We start from the raw sequence: 17756 nt of genomic DNA, 5'->3' as shown, positions 1-17756 counted from the left end.
TCGACGATCGCGTAGGCATCGCCTCGCGGATCAAAATCAGCGTCTCTGCCTTGTAGTGGGTCCTTCACTTAATCGACGCTGATCATGTTGAACAAAACGGCCACTCCAGGGAGGAAATCATGCAGGACACAGCTACCGAAGCCTTCGTCGCGACCATGCGCGGTCCAGTCATCGGCCGGACAGATTCCGACTATGACGATGTGCGGAGCCTCTATAACGGAATGATCGACAAGCGTCCGCAGTTGATTGCGCGGTGCGCGGATGTTGCCGATGTCGTCACGGCAGTCAATTTCGCACGTCAAAACGGCCTCCGCGTCGCCATACGTGGCGGGGGTCACAACGGACCGGGTTTCGGCAGCGTCGATGACGGGCTGATGATCGACATGGCGATGATGAAGGGCGTGCGTGTAGATCCAGCCAAGCGAACAGTCCGCGTGGGACCAGGTTGCACGCAGGGCGACGTAGACCACGCCACGCAGGTTTATGGGCTGGCGGTGCCGGCCGGCATCGTCTCGACCACGGGCATAGCCGGACTTGCATTGGGTGGTGGCACCGGTTACCTGACCCGCAAATTCGGGCTCACTATCGACAACCTGGTTGAAGCCGATGTCGTTCTGGCCGACGGCAGCATTGTCACAGCAGGCAAGTCCGAGAACCCCGATCTCTATTGGGGCCTTCGCGGCGGCGGCGGCAATTTCGGCATTGTCACGAGCTTCTTGTTCCAGGCTCATCCCGTGGGAATGGTTTATGCCGGGCCGATTTTCTGGGACCTGGATGATGCCGCCACTGTCATGCGGGCGTATCGGGATTTTCTGCCCACGGCACCCGAGGAACTCGGCGCATTCGTCGGGTTGAAAACGGTTCCGCCAGTCGACCCGTTCCCCGTCGAACACCAGGGCAAGCATGCTTGCGCAATCATCTCTTGCTACAACGGACCCGCCGAAACGGGCGAGACGGTGATGGGCGAGTTCCTGGGGAAGTTGCCTGCGCCGCTCTTCAACTGGATGAGCGCCATGCCCTTTCCCGCATTGCAGTCGATGTTTGATCCGTTCTTTCCGAAAGGCCTGCAATGGTACTGGCGCGGCGACTTCGTCAAGGAACTGACGGACGAGGCGATCGAAGTCCATATTGCTCAAGCGAGAAAACTCCCAAGTGCGCTTTCGCTCATGCATCTTTACCCAATCGATGGCGCGGTGCACCGTGTGGAGAGGAACGACACAGCCTGGAACACACGTAACGCGAAGTGGTCGATGGTCATTGCAGGCATCGACGCCAACCCGCAAAAGGCAGGCGAGATCACCCGCTGGACAAAGGGCTATTGGGAAGCCGTCCACCCTTATTCGGATCACGGCGGCTACGTGAACTTCATGATGGACGACGAGGACAACAGCCGCTTGAAGGCAACGTATGGAGACAACTATGACCGCCTCGTTTCCTTGAAAAGCAAATACGACCCGACCAACTTCTTCCGCGTCAACCAAAATATCAGGCCAGGGTGATGCTCAATCAACCGGAATGGCTCGGAAGCGAATTGGCCATGGGAAAGCTCGGAATGCAGATTACAAAAGGTCGGCTCGGGGGCCAGGCCAGCATGGCTTCGTGTCCCAGCAAGCATTAGCCGACTTTTATCCATTCCTGCCGGGCCAAATTCGCATGTGCCAGGTGTGAACTTCCGCCGACGCAACGGGAATATCGTTCGCCGACAGGGATTTCGGAAGGAAATCAGCTAGGGCTTAAGGATAAATCCTTGAGCTTAACCACTCGCGGACGCAGTGTAGAATCACCAGAAGGTCCGGCATCAAGTTCGGCAATTTGCAATGGGACGCCGCCTTGCAACCATCATGGCCGCCGACATGGCAGGCTACAGCCGTCTCATGGAAGGAGATGAGGATGGGGTACTCGCGCGCCAGAAGGCCCACCGCAAGGAACTGATCGATCCCGAAATCGCCAATCGCAGCGGGCGCATCGTCAAGACGACGGGAGATGGAATGCTGGCCGAATTCGCATCGGTGCAAGAAGCCGTCCGCTGTGCCGTCAATGTTCAGACGGCGATGGCTAACCGCGAGGGAAACATCCCAGTCGACAGACGTATACTCTATCGCATCGGTATCAATCTCTGCGACGTGATTTTCGACGAGGGAGATATTTTCGGCGACGGCGTCAACGTCGCTTCGCGCCTTGAGGGGTTGGCGCAGCCAGGCGGCATCTGCATCTCAGATGTTGTGCATCAAGCGGTCGCGGACAGGATCAAGGTGCCTTTCCGCGACATGGGCAACCAGCGGGTGAAGAATATCTCCCGCCCCATCCGCGTCTGGCAGTGGACGCCCGACGCTTCCCTGCCCAGCCCGGAGCTTCCCAAAGCAGCACAGCAACAACAGGTGCAGTTCGCCACTGCCTCAGACGGAGTGCAGATCGCGTGGGCCAGTATTGGCCAGGGCATGCCTGTGCTGAAAGCTCCGAATTGGCTGAACCATCTGGAGTATGAATGGCGCAGTCCAATCTGGCATCCGTGGCTGGTCAGCTTGGCGAGGCTGTGCCGGCTGGTACGGTTCGACCAGCGGGGAAATGGCCTGTCGGACTGGGACATCGAAGCGGTATCCGAGAAGGCAATGACTGGCGACATGTCGACCGTCGCAGCCGCAGCCGGACTGAGCCGGTTCGCGCTTCTCGGCATTTCGCAAGGATGCTCATTCTCTGTCCGCTACGCCGTCGAGAATCCTGGGGGTGAGCTGCCTCGTGCTCTTGGCGGATTTCTTCGGGGCCGGCTCAAGCGGACGCACCCGGACCAAAAGCACCTCTATGAAGTCGGGACGATGATGATACGCGACGGGTGGGCGACCAATCCAGTCTTCAGGCACTTCTTTACAACAACCTTCATGCCCGACGCTCAGCCTGAGATGGCTGCGAGTTTCGACGAACTTCAGCGCATTGCTACCAGTCCAGAAGCGGCGATGCGGATTTGGAGAATGAACAGTGCGGTCGATGTGACGGAGTTGGCGAAGCAGGTCAATGTTCCGACGCTGGTCCTGCATTGCATCGGCGATCGTGTCGCGCCGATAGAGGAAGGTCGCCTCATGGCCACGCTAATTCCTAACGCGACCTTCGTTGAGCTGCCTGGTAACAATCACGTGCTCATTAAAGACACGGCTGCCTTCGAACAGTTCTTTGACGAGTGCTCCAGGTTCCTAACAGCGTACAATCAGTGAAATGGCCGCTCATGCCGCGTCCTGTTGGTTCGAAAACCTGAGCCGCAGAACCCAAAATAGGCGTCGAAGAACTGAACGCCGGCTCTCCGGTCCGGATCACCTGCATCAAACTCGCCCCAGGCGCGCCAGTGCCAATCCGCGCCAAACATCAGAACGTAGGGCAGGACCGTCGAGGGTGTTCCGCTGGACTGCCGCAGTGACGAAACCGCCACTAGAGGAAGTAGGGAGCGCCTGCCAAAGCGCCCAAGGTTGTGATTCAAGGCCACTGCCGCCGAGACCGGTGGCGCATTTCGCATGTGGGAAACCTTCATCCGCCGGGCAAAAGGTTCCTTCGACGATGAGGGCTCAGCGGAAGTAAATCACTTCCTCGGACCGTACAGGTCCTTTGGCCAACTGTGCGCCTGGCATTAGCCTGCGATCCGTCAGGTTCGAAACTTTGAGTCCGACAGAGACAGAACCCCGCGCCCCCCAAGATTCCCATGCTGGAAACTTGAGACAATCAACGGTGACCAGTTCGGAACTTTGGATTTCCCACCAGGGATGTCTGTGACTGCCGTGAGCGCGTCCCAAAGCGGAATCGCTGAGGTAATCGCCCCGCTCGTCACATGGTCGGTGACCGCGCGAAATGCATGCCAACGGTTCCGGCTTCATGTAGTCTGTTTGAGGAGGATCAAGGGCGTGTGGCTGAACCGCTTTCCCAAGAGGATTTTCGGCACTGAAGCGGACCGCCGTGCTGACGAACGGTATCCGGCTCGCATACGTCGAGATGGGCGACATTAGGGGAGTGCCCGTCCTCCTGCTGCACCCGTTGCTACACCGCTCCTACACAGCCACCCCCAGCGCGTATGGTCAAGGCGTTAATTCGCCCCACGAAGGCCACGAGCAGATCGTCTCAGGGAGAACTATTTGCGGGGAGCAATGAAGGGCATTCTGAACAGCGTTGCTCCCGCGTTGTCCTTCACCAGCAAAACGGCTCCGACGAGCGCTTCGCGGCCTGCCCGGGAATTCGACCGCATGATTTCCCCTGCGGCCACCATCGCTTGGGCAAGTGCGGCAGCCTCGTCCTCAAGGTCCATTCCCTCCAGGTCGGGAATGACACCTGCGTCGTGCTCGCAAAAAAAGAGTACCGCGGCATAGACGTCCTCCACATTGAAGACGAAAACACAAGGTTGGCCACGCCGTTCCAAAAAAATGCTGGCCCATGGAATGGAACAACGACTGACTGCGGTCCGCGAATTAAACACACGGCGGAACTCAGTGCGTGTGCCTCGCAAGGATCGGGTGAAATTCCTGGCCCCTTATAGTCTGATCTCGGGAAGGAAAATCGGTCGGGGAGCGTCGGCAATGGGACCCACTTGCGCGATACTGCACTCGAACCCGAACTTCCGGGACGGGTCGCGAGCGCGACTTTGCTCAACCTCGTCCATGCTTCGGGACTGTTCCTGATTGGCGCGGGCACGGTCAAGAGATATCGCGACGCGGATCTGCCAGCCGAGCAGCCGGGACGCGAAATGGGCGTTCGTTATGTCCTCCAAGGGGCGGTGCAACGCGCGGGCCAGCACACGCGGCCCGTTCCGGACTTTTCGTAGGCATCAGTTCATGGTCGGCTCGGCCCAATTGTCGTCATTTATCATAGCCTAAGGTTACGATTTGCACTGCTTCTGTGCTGCACCGGCCCCGTCATCCTTCATACCTGCTGTAAAACCCCACGGCATCGCTGCAAGTAGGACGCTACTTTTCCGGCAACCCCGCCTTGGCGAGATCGGCGAGATAGGCGCTCTGCAACGGCTCGACGAATTGCGGGTGTTTCCCAGCCGGCCAAACCGCTTCTTTTTGAAGCGTCCAACCGGGCTTATAGCTGAGAAGCCTGGCAATGGTGGCGCGCGCCTCGTCGAGCTTGCCGAGGCGCGCATAGGCTGCCGCCAGATTGACATCGGAAGGCACTTTGTTTTTTTGGAACTGCGCCACGGCATCCGCGGGACGGCCCGCGTTATAGTAGGCAATGCCCAGATTTGTGAAATACCAATCCATCGGGCTGGCGTCGCGACGGATGGCTTCCTCGAGCCATTCAATCGCGCGGTCCGTTTCTCCCGCGTTTGCCAAATACATTGCAAGGTCGGCCCGCGACAGCGCGTCGTAGGGGACCAGCTTGATCGCGGCCTCGGCTTCGACAACCGAACGCTCGAAATCCCCCTCATGAAATTGGTACAGGATCGCCATCGACCAATGGCCCAGAAACGTCTCTAGTCGCGACTTGTTGGGGATGGCCGCTGCCTCCGTGCCGACCTTCCACGCCAGTTCGGTGTCGCGCCAGGGATCGTCCGTCCACCCATAGACCGCGCCAAGGATGTACGTGAATGCAATCTTCGTCCGCAACAGTGCCGAGTCGGGGAATTTCGCCAATCCTTCCTGCCAGACTTGCCGAGCCGCGGCGTTATCCTCCTTGGTAAAGCGGAAGAACAACTGGTGCCCGCGGAGATAATAGTCGTATTCCTGCAGGCCAGGTGCCGACTTGCTCCAGGCTTCCGCCTCTTCCCTCTTCATGACTTCGCCCCTCAGTCCGGCGAGCGTCCCATAGAGCGTGTTGGCCACGTCGTCCTGCAAGGCCGCCACGTTGGTGCCCTCTTCGTCATAACGATTGGCCCACAAATGATCGCCAGTCAGGGCGTCAATGAGCTGCGCGGTGACGCGCACGTGGTCACCTGTCTTGCGGACGCTGCCTTCGAGCACGTAGTTGACTTTCAGGTCCTCTCCGACCTGCTGCACCTTCACCGGCTTGTCGTAGACGAAGCTTGAAGTGCGCGAGACGACGCGCAAGGTAGGAAAGGACGATAGCATCGTGATGATGTCCTCGGCGATGCCGGCCCCAAGATAGTCCTGCGCCGGATCGCCGCTCATGTTGGCGAAAGGCAAGACCGCGATCGAGGGTTCGCGCGCCAAGGCCGCTGGCCTCTGCAGGCCGTACCAGGCACCAGCCCCGGCGATCAGCAGCGCGAGGACGCCGATGATGGCGGCAACGGACCGATAGCTTGCGTTTTTTTTCGGGTGTTCCACCCGTGACAAAATGCCATCAAACTTGATCCGGAAGGCCTGCACCGCCTCGGCGATGTTCTTGACCTTCTGCTCGCCCATTGCCTCGAACCCGAAGGCGAGTTTTTTCTCCACCTCACGCGCCACCTTGGCCGACACCCAGATGCCGCCGGGGTCCGCCAGTTGCTCGAGCCGCGCCGCGATGTTGACACCGTCGCCGTAGCGGTCGTCGCCGTCAACGATCACCTCGCCGAGATTGATGCCAATTCGCACCTGCACGCGCTGATCCTCGGGGACATTGGCATTGCGCTCCCACAATCCTCGTTGTAGGCTGACCGCGCATTCGACAGCATCCACGACGCTGCTGAACTCGGCCAGGAGGCCGTCGCCCATCAACTTGAAGATGCGGCCGTGATGGAGGGCGATTTCGGGTTCGAAAAGTTCCTTGCGCCCCGTCTTTAGGCGCTCGAAAGTGCCCGCTTCATCTCGCTCCATCAGTGTGGAGTATCCGACTACATCTGAAAGATTCTTTTTCGAAAGCTTTGGTGGCATCGCTTACACCTCCTGTCCCTGAGGAAGAATTCCATGGAAAGGTGGCAATGCACTCTGCTGGCGTTACCTTACAGTCAGGAGGAGGGTCTTTTGGTCCGTCATTCTGGGATTGCTGTGCAAAGGCTGGCGATCCTGACAGCAAGATCACACCGACCGAAATCAATCTTCTCATTTCGTCTCTCCTAAAGATTTAGCCGGATCAGATCTTGGCAGTGCAAACGAGACTCGCCGAAAGCCGAAGGCCACTGGCCGGGCAAAGACCTGGTTGAGCCGCATGCGAGTAGATTGCATGTTCTCGTACGTCACGGAATCGACGAATGGCCGCTCTCCTGTCGCTGGTGACGTGTCAGGGACAGCGGCGGTCCCTCGGTCCTTGAGGGCTGCGTCCTCGTTCATACGAGCCGACAGGGGGTCACCACGATACCGATGGATTCGCAACTCACGAGCAAGAAAAACCTGCCCGACGATGCTGACGCTTATTGGGAAGACGTACTTGTAACATTGCTAGGGTATCGAATTATCTCCCCAGCGATTTCGCTCTCAGGATCGTCCAGAGTGACGTAGATGTCGCCGACAAAAAAATCCTCCTGCGGCGGATAGAGCGGCTGGATCCCCAAACGCTCTATGGCTGCGTTCCAAGCTACGGCCGCATTGTCATCCGGCAGCTCTCGAGGGCTATCGAAGGGCTTCACGAGGAAGAAAACGACAAGTCCGAAGATCATCAATCCAACGATCAAAGCCGATTTGGAAACGACGGCCGGCCCGAAGGTCGTAGCGAAGCCTTGCAGCTTCAACCAAACCCATCTGACACCTTCGACTTTCGCCACGACTGCTTGATCGACTGAGGTCTGTGAGGCACGCGGCGCAACTGATATTCCCATGGTACCCAGGTCGCCTGACGTGCTTTGAGCATCTTGGGCACCCAGCCGTGTGCCAACGTCGGACTGCGTGATAGGCTTTTCAACTACATCGTTGGGCAAGTGATTTCCCCCAACAGGCAGCAATTTCCCCGCACAATGTGCTGGTTGATGACCGGAATGTCGGATCTATTCAAAGCAGTCGATTTCTAAACCGAGCTTCTCCCACGTTAAGATTAGGTCTTCCTTCGTCTCGCGAACGCGCACCCGTGGGGCCGTCGGCCCCGGCCCGAAGCAGAGCACTGATCTGGTCAATTTGTGGTCGCGAACAGCTGAACGCTCGTCCCTGTCCGTCACACGCTCCGCGCTCACGAGCAGTGTCATGCCCTCGGGTGCCACCAGGCGCGCGAATTTCAGCTCCGAGAATTTTTCTGCCAGTGCAACCACGGGTTCGATCGAATAGATCCGATAGCCCCCACCCCACAAGCAACTTTGCACTTCCGGCGATTCTTCTCGCTCGAAATTGGTCGGATCCCTTATAACGAAAATTGACGCAGGCTCGAGTTTTTCCGTTGCCCCATTGGGCATATCAACTGATACAGACACGCTTAATTACCCCCTCGACTTTTTCTTGTGCATCGATAGATGCCAACATCAAGTGCAGGATAACACAGTCATCATTATTTCCTAGCACGGCGGTTGTTAAATATGCCGTTGAGCGAAGGCCCTAAGCTTTCTTGGTCTTACAGGCGTCGTCGTAAAAGCGAACCATACCTAAGCGATAAGCTGAGGCAGCGATATGTGAGGCAGATCACGCTCGATAAAGGTCTGGCCACGATGAAGATCTCGGCCGAACGGTTCGACGAATTGCTTGGTCTGATTGAGCAGGAACGCCCACTTGCCAAGACCGAAGGCGAATTCGTAGGGTAGGACATTCGTCATCCGCTTTCAGGCTCATGTCTGCATTGTGGTGAAATAGCCCCCGAATGACCCGGACACGATCTCCATCTAGGAGGTGGAGAGGTTCGCTCGTCGCAAATCGTCCAGGCCTCATCCCGGGATGTGAATGTACCAGGCTGCTAGTCCAAGCCGTGCTCAGTGACTGCGGGCGTCCAATCGCAGACACCGAGACTCCTGTATAGCCCGCATCGTCTACTGCAGGTTGTGAAATTCTCACCGAATCATACGGGTCCAAACTTGTCTGGCGATACGCGCCTACCACCGAGTCTGTGATGGCGACGATCAGAATCCGGATTGGCGATGGCCGGAAAAAGACGAACATGTTCAATGTTCCTGAGTCCAGGTGAGTTTGGCGAGAAAGAAAATTCTTACATTTCGGTGGGTTAGCACCAGAATCGCCGCAAAGTGGGCCAATCGGGAGCAGCTTTGTCAGTGACTTCGTGGCCCTGATCGGTTCGCCGAGTCTTTGTTATCGTACGGGCAAGCTATACCTATCTAGGATCTCGATCCTCCTGCTTCCTAACAACCACAACACGTAATCCAGATGTTCTTGGTCCGAAAGGCGTCCGAGCGGTGAGTGCGGCGATCTGCGGCAACGGCGTGCAATTAGGATGGTTTGACCAGCCTGACCATTACCTTGACCGGCTAGCAGCTGAACCTTCACCGGCTGCAGCTGACAAGAGCCTCCAACAAAGTTTCAGGAGGCGCACTTCAAACCTTCAACTCAGCTATATATGGCGCCCGCTCGTTCGTCTCGCTTGCTTCCGTCGTGGCATGGGCCAACCCCCGCCGGCGAAACGCGCAAACCCATACGTCCACTAAGGCGGTCTTGCGAATTGGTTCCTCCACCTCAGGCCCCAGGAGCGCAAGCCGGGAACAATATCAGCCAGACATTTCCGGAACATTCATCCCGCCCTTAGGTTTCTGGCCAGCGTACGCCACCGAGATTACGACAGGTCAGTGCCGCCACCCCGTCGGAGCCTCTGAGCCAGCACTTCTTATGTTTGCTTTGATCGCCGTCGGATGCATCAGCTGGGAAAAGCCACGACCAGTATTCCGGCCTCCCGGGCGGCCTCCACGAAAGCCTGCCGCGCGAATTCAGGCGGCTCTTCTCCCTTCAGAACCGCCTCACGGGCACGCTTACGGCGCGGCCCCCATTCTGTTGGCCAACTGCGGAGAAGGCACTCGGCCGCAGCTCGGGTAGAGGGAATATTGATCCCAACGTCGCTCGGACATAGCTTTCCAAAGCTTCGCATCCAAATCGCCCGACAAGACCTCTCCTCATTTCGCCAGTGGTTTGAAAACGCCCCATTCGCCCAGCGATGCCGGGGCCTGCCGAATCCTTAGCGAGAAGGCCGATCTTTCGCCAAAAGGCAATAAACGCCTTGCGGGCTTTTTCAGCCGAACCTTCTCCGGCGGTCGCTGCAAAGCAGGAATTCACGACGATGACGATCGGGACTTTGGCGAGGTCGAAGAGGACGAAGCGCTGGACGGGGTGGCCTGACCCCCATGAGTTCTTTTGGAACGGGCAGTCACGACAAGAATTCGCGCCTCAAGCGCTGCGTCGGCAAACGCCTGACGGGCCTCTTGAGCTGTCACTTGTCCTTGCGTGGCGCCCCGCAATGCTACGTCTGCCATCTCGAACATCGGGCCGTTGTGGTCCGGCCATTTATCGTTCGCAAGGCATTCCGATGCCTCCCAAACGGTGTGGACCAGGCGAGTTTTGCCGGGTTTGCCGAAGCTGATGCGAACCGGCCGATCAAAGCGAATCTGTTTCATTGCCTCTCGAACGGCGATCGCCATCCGAGGTTCCGAATACGTCCCGATCCTGTCTGCATCAGTCCTCTTCCATCGGGAAGCCGGTCTCCCGCGAAATGTCTCATCATCGACGCCCGAGCGCAGCAACCTCACCTGGTTGCACCTCGACAAGGATTTTCGCCTCTTCCGCCGCTTGCATGAATGCTTCGCGCGCGAATGCGGGTGGTTCACTTCCCGCGAGCACCTTCATGCACGTCATTCGCGCCTGAATGCGTGTAGCCGTCTCGCCGATCGGCCAGTCGTAGAGCAGCATTTCCGCTGCCTCTCTGGCGCTGGAAACGCAGCGTTCTCCGGCATCGGTCGCCACCGGAACCGGTTCTTCAAAGGGCCCAAGATCGACGTCGTCGCGCATCGCAGCCTCCTTTGGGAGTTGAAGAGCCGCGATCGAGAGCGGTTGCGTAACGATTCCGCACCCGCGCTTACATAACGTGAGCGGGTCCTCATGAGCCATCGGAAGATCGGGGCGGTTCGCACCAAGTCTAGCAATCTCGGCTTCTACCAGTTCCCTAGACCAAGGCGTCGCCGCCAGCGGCGCCCTCCGCGCGCATCAGCCACGGGTCAGGTTGGATATCTTCAAGAAGGCGGGACATTTTGGCGAAACTCACGAACGCGTGGCCGGCGTTCTCAACCGTCATCAGCCCCGATGCGGCCCGGTAGCACCCCTTGAGGGCGGTTTCGTGCACCGTGCCGTTGACCGGTCTGCGCAAGCCTTCGAGAAAATCGACCGCATCTTCGAGATCGTCTATCCGCTGGATCATGCGAGGGCCCGTCCGCCACAAAAACCGGAGGCGTGAAGGTTCTAACCATTTCTCCATCATCACAAATGGTCTGAGTGCCGGCGTCTGAATCAACGCCCGAGCAAAGATATGTTCTCAGGATTTTGCCGTTCAAGAGGACGGCCGGTTCGGACTGCGACTTTTCGGAGGCGGCCTGATGGCATCCGCAGTCCGTCTCTGCATACCTTCACCGTCGCACCGGAGGGCATGATGCGCGGCTTCCTCGTCGACTATGGCGGGAACTTGAAAAGAAGAAAGCCGACCTCAGAAAGAGCAATGGCCCCGGCGAGCAAAATCAGACCAATGACGCCGAACGCGAGCCATTTAACCAATCTAAAAATAACTCCGATATGGTTCATTTGTTGTCCTGTAGAAGCACTACTGCCCGGATCGCCGCGGGCGGACAACCACCATTGACCAAAGCCGGCTAAAGCCTCGTGGGAGCTTGGCTAGATTTTGGCGAACCCTGGATTAAATCTTGGCAAGCGCTTGGCTAGAGAACCGGAGGTTCCGGACTTGCCGCGTGCCCAACGCCGCCAAAAGGGAAGCGGCAATCCAAGACGTGCTGACTAGACGCACAAGCGCCACCGCCACTCGCGGATATCCTGCCGATCAGTTCGCCCTGCCGCCTTTGGATTCCACCATATCGAGAAACTGCTGCAGGTTCTCAACCATTGCTTTCGCACCGTCGTCATTGATAGCAAACTCGAAGGTCAATTCGCCGGTCTGAAGAGTGAGCAAAGCAACCATGGTCCGGCCATCTTCCGACATCGCCGCATCGAGCGCGAAGCCGGTAACCGGCATAGGTGTGTCAGCCATGATGGTGCCCTTTCCGCCTCGCCGAAGGTATCGCCTTTTGAGGCAGCAGATCAATCACCCTCGCGCGCCGCAGCTCGGTGACGTTCGATGTCTTCAGGCTCTTCTTCGTCAATCTGGGCGAGATCATTTCGAGCTGTGCTGAGCGCCGCGAGCAGTTCGTCCAGCTTGGCTTGGGTCGCTAGGCCGTCCCGATACTCCGCGCGCTGTATGAACAGGGTCATCATCCAGACCATCAGCGTGGCAATCCCGTGCATATCCAGGCTGTCGGGCTGGAACAACAGCCATGCAGCGGCATAGAGCAAGACCGTGACGAAGGCCCAAGGTCGAGACCCTACTGTTCCAAGGGTGGTGAGGGTTTGTTGTATCGTCCGAATAGCCATGCCCTGAAACGGCGGAAAGCAGAGACAGGTTCCACGGGCTGACGGGCCACCCGCTCGGGACGATCCAAGGGCTGGCGTGGAATGCGGGCGAATAAAGCATTCATGACAGGGAAATTACGAGTTCAGCCGCTCCCAGTTGTAATTATCCCGCGCCTGATACCCGCATTTAAGGCATATCGCATACAGCTCGGTCCTGACCGCGTCCTTCGTCTTCGACCAATGGTCTTTACTGGCCTCGGCGTGCCGCGGCACTCCACAAGCGCCCCTGCAGAGAATGCGCACTCGTCGGCATGCCTCTGGGTCGGTTCGTCGCCCTACGCGCACGATCATCTCGCCGCTCATGCGCTAAAGGATCCGAACGCGCGACAGGAGCGGACCCTCGCCGCTCCTCAACGGCAGATTCTCGCTTACCGGCCGAACTTCGGCCGCCTCAACCCGCTTAAGAACTTAGAGAACACCCTGATATAGAAAATATCTACGTAACTTGATCGTCGGCAGTATCATCCGATAAAGCCCCTCGCGAAAGATTGCGCCACGACGCTCAATCTTCCTCAAGAGTGACTTCCCTGGGCAATTTCATTCCTTATCAAGGAAGGCATTATGAGGCAGCAGACGCGACCATTCATCGTGGACGTCAAACAGAAGCGCGGTCATAAAAAGTGATAGTTTCCATATGGGGCGATGTCGATCTGTCAGCAGTTGTCGCCGAGACCACGAGGGAATTCGAGGAGATGGAGCTGCCAAATTGCCAGTTTATTGACTCTGATGTCGAACCTCTTGATGCTGAACATTTAAACAAACTGCGAGCGGAGCTCCTTAGCCTGAGCGGCCCTGGCCGATACAACTGGGCGATCTTTGCGAGACGTCTGGTCGAGAGTGGCGGGAATGGACGTCACTGACAAGGCCGGACCGTTCAGCAGGTGATCGGACGCCGCAAATCCTTCCGCGCTTTCAATGAGGCTCGGTGGGCACTAGCATAGATTGCTATTAGGCATCCTCGCCCTTGTCCCCAGTCGACAAGACCTGGAAGAGCCGATTGCACTCCTGGCTCTGGCCAGCCAACAGGCTGAGGGGGTCAACCGCTCCGACTCCGACCCCGATGGCATTCGCAGTCGCCCATCCCCAGTCATCCTGCGCACGCTGGAGAAGCTGAGGAGCTTCCTCCGAAATGCAAGCGCGCCCGGCCTGAACAATGTCCGCCGATGGAATGCCCTGAAGGCGCTCGGATACTTCGGCTTGAAGCGGGCCCACAACAAGGATGGCGAACAGATAGCTTATAAATTCGGACATGAGGTTCTCCCGATTGGTTGGGCTATATAGTGATCGGTGCGGACCATCACCAGAGCGGTGCTCATGTCATACTTTCCGCCGGTTGGAGGAGCTTCGAGCGTCTGCCAGTTGAGATTGCCACCGTCCACTCTCGATCCTTCTGCGCAGGCGATCTTATATTAAGCCCTGTCATCCGATACCGCTGCCCTTCGGCGTGAATTTAAAGCTGAGTCGTTTTGGCTGGTGGTTCGTGGGGCGCTGAAAGGATCAGTTTTCGCGCGCTCATCTCCTTAAACAGAATGCGAATGTCGCGTCGCACGCCCTGGCGATCCAAATCGGGAAAGGCGGCGCTAACAAGCATCGCCGCCTGCGCCTCGCTCAGCGGCTCGGCAAGCATTCTCCAAATGGCGCCTGCAATCGGGTTCAGATAGAAGATTGCGTCCTGATCACCGAGGACGAGAAAGGATTCGCCGTCGAGAATTTCGACGAGGGCGTCGGGGTTGCGGCAATAGGATGTGCGATCCATAGCCGGACGAAGCGCCGTGCCGGTTGCCCCGCCGACGTCTGTCGGCTTGGATACGACGCTTGCCGCTGCGACAGAGGGCGCGAATGCGACCGAAGCTGGCGCGGCGAACGATGTCTTGAGAATATCGACGGCCTCGTCGAGATCCGAATAGATGAGGCGGTAGCAGGGCCTTACCTCAATCAACGCTCTGAGTCGGGCGAACATCGCAACCGCGCTTCCCTGCCGAACGAAATTTTGCCGAACGATATGCTGAAGGCCAAACCCGCGCGGGGCGGGCAGGAGTTCGGCGGCCGTACGCATCTGGCGCTCCAGCAGGACAAAGGCGCCAATCGGGTTCCGCTTGCCGAATGGCGCAAGGAGTGGTGCTGCAAGCTCAAGATACTTGTAGCGTTGATCGGCTGCCCCTTGGTTCTCCATCACGAAGCGGGTCAGTGTCACGCCTGCATTTTCAGGCAAGGGGAGTCTCAGGCGCGGCGAAATACCGAGTGACATGCCTTCGTCATCCTGCGTCAGAGGAAGCAGGTCATCGGCGTGGACGGCGACGCCTTCGGCGGCCAGCCTTGCAATCAGCGTGCTCTTTCCAGAGCGATTCGTACTGGGAAAAACGACAAGCCGCCCGGCAAATTCCACGGCCCCACAATGCATGCAGAGCACTGCCGGGTGGGCGTCGAACCAAGCACGAACGAGATCGATAATGAGGCTGCACACCGTGCAGACATCGGTTTCCTCGACAATAGGCTCGTCGAGCCACGGCGCCTCTATCCAGTAGCTACCGCTTACCTTGCCGCGGACGACGATGATGGGCTGGGTCGCCGGATCGGATTCCCCGACCACGAAGGGCCAACTCATGACGATCTTGCGCATCAATGGGACGAGATGCCCGCTATCGATAAGGCGGATCGGCTGCGGTATGCCCTTGAATGTCAGGTCCATAGCCATTTCCTTCGCTAAACGAGGGCCTCCCGCGACCCAAGGATCGCGGGAGGCGCCAAATCGTCGTCGAATGTCAGCTCCCGACGAAGACCCGACGCATCCAGCGTGGCGCACGGGCTTGGCGGACACGGGCTCGGCCGGCATGAGCCCGGCGTCCGCTGCGACCGGAACCGCCGCTGCCACGGCCGCCAAAACCACGACCGCCGCCTCGGCTGCCACGTGATCCGCGGCTGCCGCGCGAGCCGCGCCCGCCGCCTGAACCACCAGAACCACCAGAACCACCAGAACCACCCGAGGCGCGGGCCTCGTTGAGCTGCAGTACCACTGGTGCTGCGTATAGAGCCCCTGCCGCGAGGCCAAGCCGCATGAGCGCTTTGCGCCGGTTGATGTTGACGGGATTCTGGTCTGCGTTTTCAGTTGTCACGATCTTGGTCATCGTTCTTCTCCCTATGTCGCGAAAGGCGTCCCTTGAGCGAGGCTGGCCGGATCGGACGCAAGGTTGGCGAATTCACCAATCCATTCGCCGATCGCTCCCAACTTCGAGGGGTCAAACGGAGCGTTCCGGGTTTCATTCCACCTGCCTGTGGTCCGTGGAGCGCTTTTTTGGCTCAGTAGGAGGCAGACCATGAGATGAGACCAAACCGGCCCGCCTAGCCAGGAGGGATCGGGCTGCCTTCAAACGTCAAGTTCGATGGGCCGGCAAATCAGGAACAGCCATTCTCGCAAAGCGCGAATCGACGCGGCCTGATGCGAGACGCCGTAGCGATGCCTTGGACTTCACTAGCGCATTTACGGCGTTTGCCTGCGGAGGAGCAGAGCTTTGCCCGTCGGGAAGGCATTGTCCGCGTGGGTTAGTCGACAACCGTACCGGCCGACGGAAGGGAAATTGCACCATCGGCGGGGTCGCGCTGCATATTCGCCTCGGAGGTAACGGCCTTCCCCGATTGCAGGCCCGAACCCGCCGCCAGATCGAGCCGGTTCATGCGTAGGAGCCCCCACCCGAAGACCGGATCGCGGCCGGGATCGCCCAGGTCCTCCACCGCCGCGGCGAGCACCTGCTTGACTTGCATCCTCGTTAACTCGGGAGAGTGTGCCCGGATGTAGGCAATGGCCGCCGTTATGAAAGGAGCGGCAAAAGACGTCCCGGTCTTCGTACGAGCGCCGCGGACGGAAGCTGCCGTCCAGACCTCTACGCCAGGAGCGGCGAAGTCGATGTGCTCGCCGCGGCCGGCGCGTCGGTAGGGGCGAAGGCGGCGATCGACCGCGGTCGCAACGGTTACATTGGGATATGCGGCCGGATAGAGCGGATCGGCTTTCGGTCCCTTGTTGCCAGCGGCCGCCACCATCATGACGTCACGCTTGGCGATTGCTTCGACCGCACGCTTCAGAACAACATTGTCAGGCCCAGTCAGGCTCAGGTTAATGACATCGATGTCCTTGCCCGCCACAATGTTCATGGCGCGAACGAGGTTGTAGACATCGGCGCGATCATCCTGGCCTCGGCGGTGGAAGGCGTCGACGGCGATCAGCTCTGCATCCGGTAGGAGGCCCGGCGTCCGGCTCTGTCTTGCCCCGACCAGAAGTGCTGCAACCGCGGTGCCGTGGATCTTAGAGGATGGATCGCGCGCCTCGTCCGAGAATACCGTCAGGTCTACATTTTGACCCTTCAGCGCCTCGTGTTCGAGATTGATGCCGGTGTCGATAAGGCCGATGCGTGGCCTCACAGCGGCAAGGTTCACGTTCGTCGGCCACCCGATAAGCGACCGGGCAAGGCAGGGCCAGCTGGAGCACCCGGATTCCTCTTGTGGGCGATAGTAATGATTGAAATCCGCTTCGACCGCCGGCCTTGCATCGATCAGGCGCCGACGAGCGTCGGAAAGCGTAAGCCCGGAAGGGACGCGGAGGCGCGCCAGGCGGTTACCGACGAGATCGATTTCCTCGTCGGCGATGATCTCGAAGCCGAGGTTTTCCGCGGCTGCCAGATCATCAGCTGTCGCCATCGCGACGAGTTCGTCGGGCGCATTCATCGGCAATGGCGGCGGCGGGGCGGCGCGCCGGGCTTGCCGTCGCGGCGCGCGAGGAAGAATCCGATTGAAGAAATCGCGGAAAGCGGGGACATTCCCGCCGCGCAGACGACGCAAGCCGTCGCCACCATCGCTACGACTGCCTCCATATCCACCCGAGCCGCTTCCACCACCACCACCATCATCATCATCATCATCATCATCATCGGCATGCGCCACCGATGTCAGCGGCAGATCGTTGATAACAGGCGTGAAACCGGGGATGGGGATCGACTGGCCGAGCAGAAGAAGCACGGCCAAGAAGACACGGAGGAGGAACTGGGTCACGGCGCTATCTCTCCTGGATCTGCCAATAGACTGAGACGGTCGCAAATTTCAAAAACAGCAAAGCTCACCGCGATGTCAGCGACCTACATCTCCAAAAACACCACTCCAAGCGCCATCGCTGCGCGCGGGCGTTTTCGGCCTGATAACGGATCACGGCGCCCGATATTCCGCTTGGAGGAGAAAAAGGTCATCGCTGCGCCTTGACCTTAATTGTCAACGGCTTGCTGAAATAGACCTGACAGTCAGCAATCGAAGCCGGGCGATTTATTTTTCCAGCTA

At 58.7% G+C, this 17756-nt stretch carries 17 protein-coding genes; 3 read left to right on the top strand and 14 right to left on the bottom strand.

Annotated elements, in window-relative coordinates; genetic code table 11:
* Positions 1-221: 221 nt before the first annotated feature.
* Together ABVK50_RS18960 and ABVK50_RS18955 are read left to right on the top strand one after the other, a co-directional pair.
* Complete coding sequence (locus ABVK50_RS18960) at positions 222-1499, top strand: FAD-binding protein (RefSeq protein ID WP_353645101.1); 1278 nt, start codon at positions 222-224, stop codon at positions 1497-1499.
* A 318-nt stretch (positions 1500-1817) separates the two neighbouring features.
* Positions 1818-3206: an alpha/beta fold hydrolase gene (locus ABVK50_RS18955; RefSeq protein WP_353645102.1), complete on the top strand. Its 1389-nt coding sequence runs from the start codon at positions 1818-1820 to the stop codon at positions 3204-3206.
* 902 nt (positions 3207-4108) lie between these two features.
* On the opposite strand, the gene ABVK50_RS18950 is transcribed toward ABVK50_RS18955, so the two are convergent.
* The 14 genes from ABVK50_RS18950 to ABVK50_RS18885 form a co-directional block, all read right to left on the bottom strand.
* Positions 4109-4393: a hypothetical protein gene (locus ABVK50_RS18950; RefSeq protein WP_353645103.1), complete on the bottom strand. Its 285-nt coding sequence runs from the start codon at positions 4391-4393 to the stop codon at positions 4109-4111.
* Positions 4394-4937: 544 nt separating this feature from the next.
* Positions 4938-6731: an adenylate/guanylate cyclase domain-containing protein gene (locus tag ABVK50_RS18945; RefSeq protein WP_353647049.1), complete on the bottom strand. Its 1794-nt coding sequence runs from the start codon at positions 6729-6731 to the stop codon at positions 4938-4940.
* 533 nt (positions 6732-7264) lie between these two features.
* On the bottom strand, positions 7265-7768 hold the full coding sequence (locus ABVK50_RS18940) for a hypothetical protein (RefSeq protein ID WP_353645106.1): 504 nt from the start codon (positions 7766-7768) through the stop codon (positions 7265-7267).
* Positions 7769-7834: 66 nt separating this feature from the next.
* A complete protein-coding gene (locus ABVK50_RS18935) occupies positions 7835-8251 on the bottom strand; it encodes a hypothetical protein (RefSeq protein WP_353645107.1) in 417 nt (138 codons plus the stop codon).
* 168 nt (positions 8252-8419) lie between these two features.
* The gene (locus tag ABVK50_RS18930; protein ID WP_353645108.1) at positions 8420-8587 is read right to left on the bottom strand and encodes a hypothetical protein; all 168 of its coding nucleotides are present in this window, start codon (positions 8585-8587) and stop codon (positions 8420-8422) included.
* 1046 nt (positions 8588-9633) lie between these two features.
* Positions 9634-9861 (bottom strand): DUF982 domain-containing protein, encoded by a 228-nt coding sequence (locus tag ABVK50_RS18925; RefSeq protein ID WP_353645109.1) that lies wholly within the window; start codon positions 9859-9861, stop codon positions 9634-9636.
* A gap of 181 nt (positions 9862-10042) precedes the next feature.
* Positions 10043-10408: a DUF982 domain-containing protein gene (locus tag ABVK50_RS18920; protein WP_353645110.1), complete on the bottom strand. Its 366-nt coding sequence runs from the start codon at positions 10406-10408 to the stop codon at positions 10043-10045.
* 79 nt (positions 10409-10487) lie between these two features.
* Positions 10488-10775 carry a DUF982 domain-containing protein gene (locus ABVK50_RS18915; protein ID WP_353645111.1) on the bottom strand — a complete coding sequence of 96 codons (288 nt, stop codon included), beginning with the start codon at positions 10773-10775 and terminating at the stop codon, positions 10488-10490.
* 154 nt (positions 10776-10929) lie between these two features.
* Positions 10930-11181: a DUF982 domain-containing protein gene (locus ABVK50_RS18910; RefSeq protein WP_353645112.1), complete on the bottom strand. Its 252-nt coding sequence runs from the start codon at positions 11179-11181 to the stop codon at positions 10930-10932.
* A gap of 630 nt (positions 11182-11811) precedes the next feature.
* On the bottom strand, positions 11812-12018 hold the full coding sequence (locus tag ABVK50_RS18905) for a hypothetical protein (protein WP_353645113.1): 207 nt from the start codon (positions 12016-12018) through the stop codon (positions 11812-11814).
* Between the two features lie 50 nt (positions 12019-12068).
* Positions 12069-12398: a low affinity iron permease family protein gene (locus tag ABVK50_RS18900; RefSeq protein ID WP_353645114.1), complete on the bottom strand. Its 330-nt coding sequence runs from the start codon at positions 12396-12398 to the stop codon at positions 12069-12071.
* A 987-nt stretch (positions 12399-13385) separates the two neighbouring features.
* Entirely contained in the window at positions 13386-13688 is a 303-nt protein-coding gene (locus tag ABVK50_RS18895; protein ID WP_353645115.1) for a hypothetical protein, read from the bottom strand.
* A gap of 199 nt (positions 13689-13887) precedes the next feature.
* A complete protein-coding gene (locus ABVK50_RS18890) occupies positions 13888-15486 on the bottom strand; it encodes a PqqD family peptide modification chaperone (RefSeq protein WP_353645116.1) in 1599 nt (532 codons plus the stop codon).
* Positions 15487-15977: 491 nt separating this feature from the next.
* Positions 15978-16850: a S8 family serine peptidase gene (locus ABVK50_RS18885; RefSeq protein ID WP_353645117.1), complete on the bottom strand. Its 873-nt coding sequence runs from the start codon at positions 16848-16850 to the stop codon at positions 15978-15980.
* Between ABVK50_RS18885 and ABVK50_RS18880 the strand changes: the two genes are divergently transcribed.
* Positions 16803-17681 carry a hypothetical protein gene (locus ABVK50_RS18880; protein ID WP_353645118.1) on the top strand — a complete coding sequence of 293 codons (879 nt, stop codon included), beginning with the start codon at positions 16803-16805 and terminating at the stop codon, positions 17679-17681. The genes ABVK50_RS18885 and ABVK50_RS18880 overlap by 48 nt on opposite strands.
* Positions 17682-17756 lie beyond the last annotated feature (75 nt).

The sequence above is a fragment of the Mesorhizobium sp. WSM2240 genome (assembly GCF_040438645.1).
GTDB lineage: Bacteria > Pseudomonadota > Alphaproteobacteria > Rhizobiales > Rhizobiaceae > Allomesorhizobium.
Note: the sequence above shows the minus strand (reverse complement) of the source record. Positions and strands in the feature narration are given on the sequence as shown.